We start from the raw sequence: 6,221 nt of genomic DNA, 5'->3' as shown, positions 1-6,221 counted from the left end.
TGACCAAACGAGGGCGGGCGATATACGCCAAGCGGAAGGTCATCGTGGAGCCTGTGTACGGCCACATCAAGGCGTGCATGGGGTTTGTTCGCTTCTCCTTGCGTGGGCTGGCTAAGGTGCGAGGGGAATGGTCCTTGGTAGCGATGTGCCACAACCTCCTGAAGATATTCCGGTATGGACGGTCCAAGCCGGCCACCGTGTAACTCCGATGTGGCGGACATAGGACATACAGGACAAGAGCCGCGAACCCAGTCGGCGCCAACATTCACCATTACCACAAGACACCCAGGAGCGTGCCCTTCGGTCGATTACTCGGACACGCTCCTAGACGCCACTCGCTGGCGCATCATTTGGCGCGTATTTACCTATACGGTTCTCGGCAATTTCGACAACTTGATCTGGCTGGGATCCGCGCTCGGGGGCAAGCTTGTTCTCCTTGTTCTCTGCCCCTTCCTCACCGTGCCGCTGTTCATCCGGCTGGCCCTGACGGTGTCAGAACAATGTACACGGCATCAGTGGATTTTGATGGTGGGTGCGGGCATGATGGCCTGGACAGCGGCGTCGCTGGTACTGCGGCTGCTGGCGAACGCCGTGCCAGACACGCCCTGGCCCACCTGGGGGCTCAAAACGGCCATTGGTCTACTCATCCTCCTACCTGGCCTCCTCCTGCGCCTGTTCAAGCGCACTGCGCCCAAGCATAGAGCCTAGCCTGCCACCACGGACAGCGTGCAACACGCCTTGACCGTCACGGATAGACAGCGCCTCCGTGGGGAAACCGGAGGTGTCAATGACTCTACACAGGAGGTTTCCAACCATGCGTTGAATGCAATGGCTGATCATGCGGTTACCCTCACCCTATCCTTGGCCCTGCTCTTTGTCCCTGTTCTCGTTTTGGCCACGTTCGCTTCAGCCCATCCACCCATACAAGAGGGACAACACCAGGGACGATGACGGAAGGGAGGTCATCGGAAGATTGTGAGGATAACAAAATATAGCGGACTGTCTACACTCGCATAAGTCCGTGATGCGCATCAATGACGAACATCGGAAAGCCGTATAAGGGAAAATGTCATGTACGGTTTGATTCCCTTTCCGCTTGGCCCATTACACTCCTATCCTGGCCTGTCTCTCTGGAAACTCCTCAGTCATCTCCCTCCTTCGCAGACAAATGCGGATTTCGTCTATCGTCGTCTAAAAATTGCAACTGAACTCGAAATTCGAGAAGGAATTACAAATGATTCATAGAATATCATTTGTTAAAGAAGGCCCATTCGTCAGAGTCGGATACACCCGAAGGAGAGAGATGCATGTCCACTTACAGTTTGCTGACAAATTGTGAACAGCTGGGGACCCCGATTGGAGTGGGGATCATTGGCGTCGGGCAAATGGGGCGAGGTCTCATTGCCCAAATCTCCAGAGTACCAGGGATGTGTGTGCGGGGCGTGTGTGATGTCAATTTGTCAGCGGCGGGGAACGCGGTCTCCTACTACATGAGCCAGCTGCAGGGGCGGCAGGAACCGGTGGCGGTCAGCAATGATTACCGGAAAATCATTGAACGCAAGGATGTGGACGTGGTGGTCGATGCCACAGGTGTTCCTGAGGTGGGAGCGAACATCGCGCTGCACGCGCTGGCTGCGCGAAAGCACCTGGTGCTGCTCAATGTGGAGGTGGACGTCACCGTTGGCCCCGTCCTGTCCCGTTGGTTTCAAGCGGCCGGGTTGATTTACACGGGATCGGCCGGAGATGAACCCGCCGCGACGCTGGAATTGGTCGAATTCGCCCGGTCGCTGGGGCTTGATGTGGTGGTGGCAGGCAAAGGAAAAAATAACCCGTTCATACCGCTGGCCAATCCGGACACGTGCGCTGAGGAAGCCCGGAGAAAACATATGAGCGCGCATATGCTGGCGGCGTTTCAGGACGGCACCAAGACGATGGCGGAGATGAACCTGCTCAGCAATGCCACCGGGTTTGTCCCTGACTGTGTGGGTATGCACGGTGTGCACGCGGACGTGAAAACGGTGGGCGATGCATTGCGGTTGGTGGAAGAAGGTGGATGTCTGAAGCGGTACGGCGTGGTCGAGTACGTACATGGACTGGCGCCTGGGGTCTTCGTGATTGTCAAGAGCCCGCTGCAGCCGGTCGATGACGAGTTGCGGTACTTGTCCGTCGGCGAGGGACCGTATTACACGCTGTACCGTCCGTATCATCTGGCCAGTTTGGAGACGCCGATTTCCATCGCGCGGGCCGTATTGCTGAAAGATCCGACCATCGCTCCCATCGCCGGTCCGGTATCGGAAACGGTCGCCGTCGCGAAACGCGCCATCACGGCCGGGGAGGTGGTGGACGGCATCGGAGGATACGCGGTGCGCGGTGTGATTGAAACGCACGAGGACATGCGCCGCAATGGACACATTCCGATTGGCTTGGTCAGCGGTCGAGCGGTGGCGAAGCGTGACATTCAGGTGGGGCAGTTCCTCACGGAGGACGACATTCAGTTGGACACCGAGACCACGGTTTGGCAGCTGCGACAGCTGCAGGACAAGATGTTTGCTTGACGCACGCTCATCCTATCTGCGAAGGGGAGATAAGCCCATGAATACCTTCGGTATCATCAGCGCGGTGGCCATCGCCTGGTTGTTGCAGTACGCGTTGACGTGGCTGCAGATTCGCCATTACCGCCGAGCCATGAAACAACTGGTGGAGCGGTACCGGCAGCGGGAAGGGTATTACCTGTTCTCAGGGATTGCCCGCAAAGCCTTGGGAAGCGGCGCCATTGTCCTGATGATTGTGGATGACACGGGCAGAATTCAGCACGTGCAGGCGCTCGTTGGATTCACGGTTCTGGCCAAATTCAGCCCGCATGCGGAGCATGAGGGAAGGACTGTGGAGGAGGTGATGCAATGGGCCGAAACCACGCTCCAGCAGCGACGCCGGCTGTCATCCCGCCGGCAGTCGTTGGCTCGGGCGTTCCGGATGGCCGCGGAGAACGCATTGCGTTTTTTGAATACGCGAAAGACAGACAGACTGCCGATGGCAGAGTGAGTGAAACAATGAAGGGGAGGTACAGGTATGGGCTGGATTGAATGGATTGGATCCCATTTTATTGGATTGTTCAACGCCGGCGGGCAGACCTTTGTTGGACTCGTCACAGGCATTGTCCCAACGCTGGTTGTGCTGTTGACGTTCACGTACACCATAGTGAAACTGGTGGGCGAAGAGAGAGCGAACCGAGCCATCATGTTTGCTTCAAAGTACCTGGTTCTGCGGTACACCTTGATGCCAATTCTGTCGGTGCTGATTTTGACCAACCCGATGTGCTACACCTTTGGCAGGTTCCTGCCAGAAAAGTACAAGCCGGCATTTTACGACTCGGCGGTATCGTTTGTACACCCCGTAACCGCTTTCTTCCCATATGCCAACGCCGGGGAACTGTTCGTTTGGCTGGGGATTGCCAACGGTCTACAAAAGGCCGGGTACTCCATCGCCCCGCTGGCGGTCCGTTATTTCCTGGTGGGGATTGTGGTCATTTTCATCCGTGGCGTGGTGACCGAGTACATCACGAAATACCTCAGCTCGCGTACCGAAGCCAAGCGCGCGGCCAATTTGGCGTCGCCCACGGCGTGACGCTGCCGCTGTGGGCTTTGGGAGAGCAGGAGAAGTGACCCTGCAAAAGAGTCTGAAACCATGGAGGGGTGTCAATGGGACACGCGGTTCGTGTCAAGAAAGGTCCTGGGGGCTGGGGCCTCGGATTGGTGGTAGCCGAGAACGGGACTCGGAATAAGGTGGTCTCCATCACTGGCGGGGGAATCCACCCGGTGGCTCAAAAGATTGCGGACCTGGCCGGCGTTCAGGCGGTGGATGGGTTCAGCACGTCCGTTCCGGAAGAGGAAATGATGTGCGTTGTCATTGACTGTGGAGGTACGGCGCGAATTGGGGTGTATCCCATGAAGCGAATTCCGACGGTGGATGTCATGCCGTCCTCTCCCTCGGGACCGTTGAGCAAGTATATCACGGAAGACATTTTTGTATCCGGCGTGACCGTGAACGACATTGAACTGGCGGATGAGGCAGCTGTCGTCACGCCCGCCGGCCAACCGGAGGGAGCGGCGACCGCAGCCATTCCCGCTGCTGCAGTGCCGCGGAAATCCAACTGGCTGCTTGCCATCTCGCGCTCCATCGGGAAAGTGATTGGCGTCCTGTACCAATCCGGCCGTGACTCCGTGGACATGCTCATCAAAAACATCATTCCATTCATGGCGTTCGTGAGCATGCTGATTGGCATCATCAACTATACCGGGCTTGGTAAGCTGCTCGCCGACGGGTTGGTGCCGCTGGCCGGATCGCTCGGTGGATTGATTGTTCTGGTCATCGTCTGCACCATTCCGTTTCTCTCTCCGGTGCTTGGGCCGGGCGCGGTCATCGCTCAAATCATCGGGGTGTTGGTCGGGACGCAGATTGCGACGAAGGCCATTTCGCCAGCCTACGCGCTGCCGGCCCTGTTCGCCATCGATGGCCAGGTGGGCTGCGACTTTGTTCCGGTGGGGTTGTCCCTTGGCGAGGCGAAGCCGGAAACGATTGAATACGGGGTTCCGGCGGTCCTGTACAGTCGACTGATTACTGGCGTGATTGCGGTGCTCATCGCATATCTTGCAAGTTTCGGAATGTATTGATAAAACACCTCGGATGTGATACGGCATGAATGGTGAGGAGCTTCGGCCGCATCTTTTCCGGCGGCCGAACCTTTTTCATGAAGGAGGAACTGGCGATGTGGAAATCGGTTGTCACTCATATTGGAGCGATGGCACTGGAGTTTGTGGATGACAAGGTCCTTGTGTTCTTCGGCCCGGCAGCTCCCGACGCGCTGCGGGATGTCTCCATCATTCACGAGTCCGCGGAGCCGTTCTCGGGATCGCTCTGCGTAGGAGACAAGCTGGTGGTGGACGGGCAAGATTACGAGATTTCCAAAGTGGGGACGCAGGCCCAGGGGAATTTGCAGGAACTGGGCCACATTTCCGTGTACTTCACCGACGCTCCGGACGACATTCTTCCGGGTTCCATTTACGTCACACCGCACCGGGTGCCCCAGGTGAAACTAGGATCCGTTATTGAAATTCGGCAGCGATAGGATTACATTAATTACCGATCAAGCCTGAACGACGACACCAGGCCGCTGCGGCGTGGGGACGACAAAGGAAGGTAGAGCGTTTGGCTTACTCGGACGATGCGAGGATACTCGTGAAAATTGCACACATGTATTACGACGACGGTGCCACCCAGGCAGAAATCGCGCAGGTGTTGGGCGTATCGCGTCCGCTGATTTCCAAATACCTCGCCAAGGCAAAGGAGACCGGTATTGTGGAGATCCGCATTCGCGACGAATTGGCCCATCCACCGGCGGGCGTGGAGGCGGCGTTGGAGCGCAAATACGGACTTCGGGAAGCCATTGTCGTCTCCGAGTCAGGAGAGCAGGGCATCAAGCGCAGCCTCGGTTTGGCCACGGGGAATTACGTGGTTCGCATCGCCAAGAAGCATCAGATCATCGGGGTTTCGTCAGGAACCACCTTGTACGAAGTGGCGAACCAGATGCCGAGAGCCAATCTGGCGCCGCTGACGATTGTCCCGCTGGTGGGCGGAATGGGAGACGAGCGGGTCGACATCCACGCGAACCACATCGCGGTGCAGATTGCTAGTCGGGTCAACGCGGACTACAAGTTGCTCCACGCCCCCGTCGTCGTGGACTCTCCGGAAGCCAAAGCGCTGTTTTTGCAGCAGTCATCGATTGCGGACGTGTTTCAACTCGGGAGCCGGGCGGATATCGCCATCGTTGGCATCGGCGGCTCCCCCGAACACTCGACGATGGTGAAGACCTACATGGGTGAAGATTACGGCGGTGAGTTGGCGAATGCCGACGTGGCCGGCGACATTTGTTATAACTTTATCAACGCGAAGGGGCAGGCGAGCTCCGTTTCCTGGAATCGTCGGGTGATTGCCCTGTCACTCGATGCCCTGCAGCGGATTCCCGTCGTTATCGGCGTGGCCCACGGGGCCGAGAAGGTTCAGGCCATTCACGCGGCACTGGTGGGAAAACTGGTGAGCGTCCTGGTGACGGATCAATCGACGGCGGAACAACTGCTGAAAGCCTGAGGGTTTTCGGGACTTCGCCGGAAAGTCGGCAAATGCCGGTATTTCGGCACTGATGCTGCAGTACCATCGGCCATGTG

8 protein-coding genes are annotated in these 6,221 nt (G+C 57.6%); 7 read left to right on the top strand and 1 reads right to left on the bottom strand.

Annotated features, from left to right (window positions below):
• Positions 1-203 (top strand): transposase (locus tag G463_RS0105165; RefSeq protein ID WP_026974312.1); only part of this gene is annotated, 203 nt, incomplete at its 5' end.
• A 309-nt stretch (positions 204-512) separates the two neighbouring features.
• Here the strand turns inward: G463_RS0105165 and G463_RS23785 are convergent.
• Positions 513-647, bottom strand: a complete 135-nt coding sequence (locus G463_RS23785; protein WP_281171060.1) for a hypothetical protein — start codon at positions 645-647, stop codon at positions 513-515.
• 660 nt (positions 648-1,307) lie between these two features.
• Between G463_RS23785 and G463_RS0105150 the strand changes: the two genes are divergently transcribed.
• The 6 genes from G463_RS0105150 to G463_RS0105125 all read left to right on the top strand — a co-directional run bounded on the left by G463_RS0105150 (position 1,308) and on the right by G463_RS0105125 (position 6,144).
• Entirely contained in the window at positions 1,308-2,555 is a 1,248-nt protein-coding gene (locus tag G463_RS0105150) for an NAD(P)H-dependent oxidoreductase (protein WP_026974310.1), read from the top strand.
• Positions 2,556-2,592: 37 nt separating this feature from the next.
• Positions 2,593-3,042 carry a transcriptional regulator GutM gene (locus G463_RS0105145; protein ID WP_026974309.1) on the top strand — a complete coding sequence of 150 codons (450 nt, stop codon included), beginning with the start codon at positions 2,593-2,595 and terminating at the stop codon, positions 3,040-3,042.
• 27 nt (positions 3,043-3,069) lie between these two features.
• Positions 3,070-3,624 (top strand): PTS glucitol/sorbitol transporter subunit IIC, encoded by a 555-nt coding sequence (gene srlA / locus G463_RS0105140; RefSeq protein ID WP_026974308.1) that lies wholly within the window; start codon positions 3,070-3,072, stop codon positions 3,622-3,624.
• Positions 3,625-3,698: 74 nt separating this feature from the next.
• A complete protein-coding gene (gene srlE, locus G463_RS0105135) occupies positions 3,699-4,670 on the top strand; it encodes a PTS glucitol/sorbitol transporter subunit IIB (protein ID WP_026974307.1) in 972 nt (323 codons plus the stop codon).
• 95 nt (positions 4,671-4,765) lie between these two features.
• Positions 4,766-5,125, top strand: coding sequence for a PTS glucitol/sorbitol transporter subunit IIA (locus tag G463_RS0105130; RefSeq protein WP_026974306.1), 360 nt, complete (start codon positions 4,766-4,768; stop codon positions 5,123-5,125).
• A 110-nt stretch (positions 5,126-5,235) separates the two neighbouring features.
• A complete protein-coding gene (locus tag G463_RS0105125; protein ID WP_245575692.1) occupies positions 5,236-6,144 on the top strand; it encodes a sugar-binding transcriptional regulator in 909 nt (302 codons plus the stop codon).
• Positions 6,145-6,221 lie beyond the last annotated feature (77 nt).

This window comes from Alicyclobacillus contaminans DSM 17975 (genome assembly GCF_000429525.1).
Taxonomy (GTDB): domain Bacteria; phylum Bacillota; class Bacilli; order Alicyclobacillales; family Alicyclobacillaceae; genus Alicyclobacillus_A; species Alicyclobacillus_A contaminans.
Note: the sequence above shows the minus strand (reverse complement) of the source record. Positions and strands in the feature narration are given on the sequence as shown.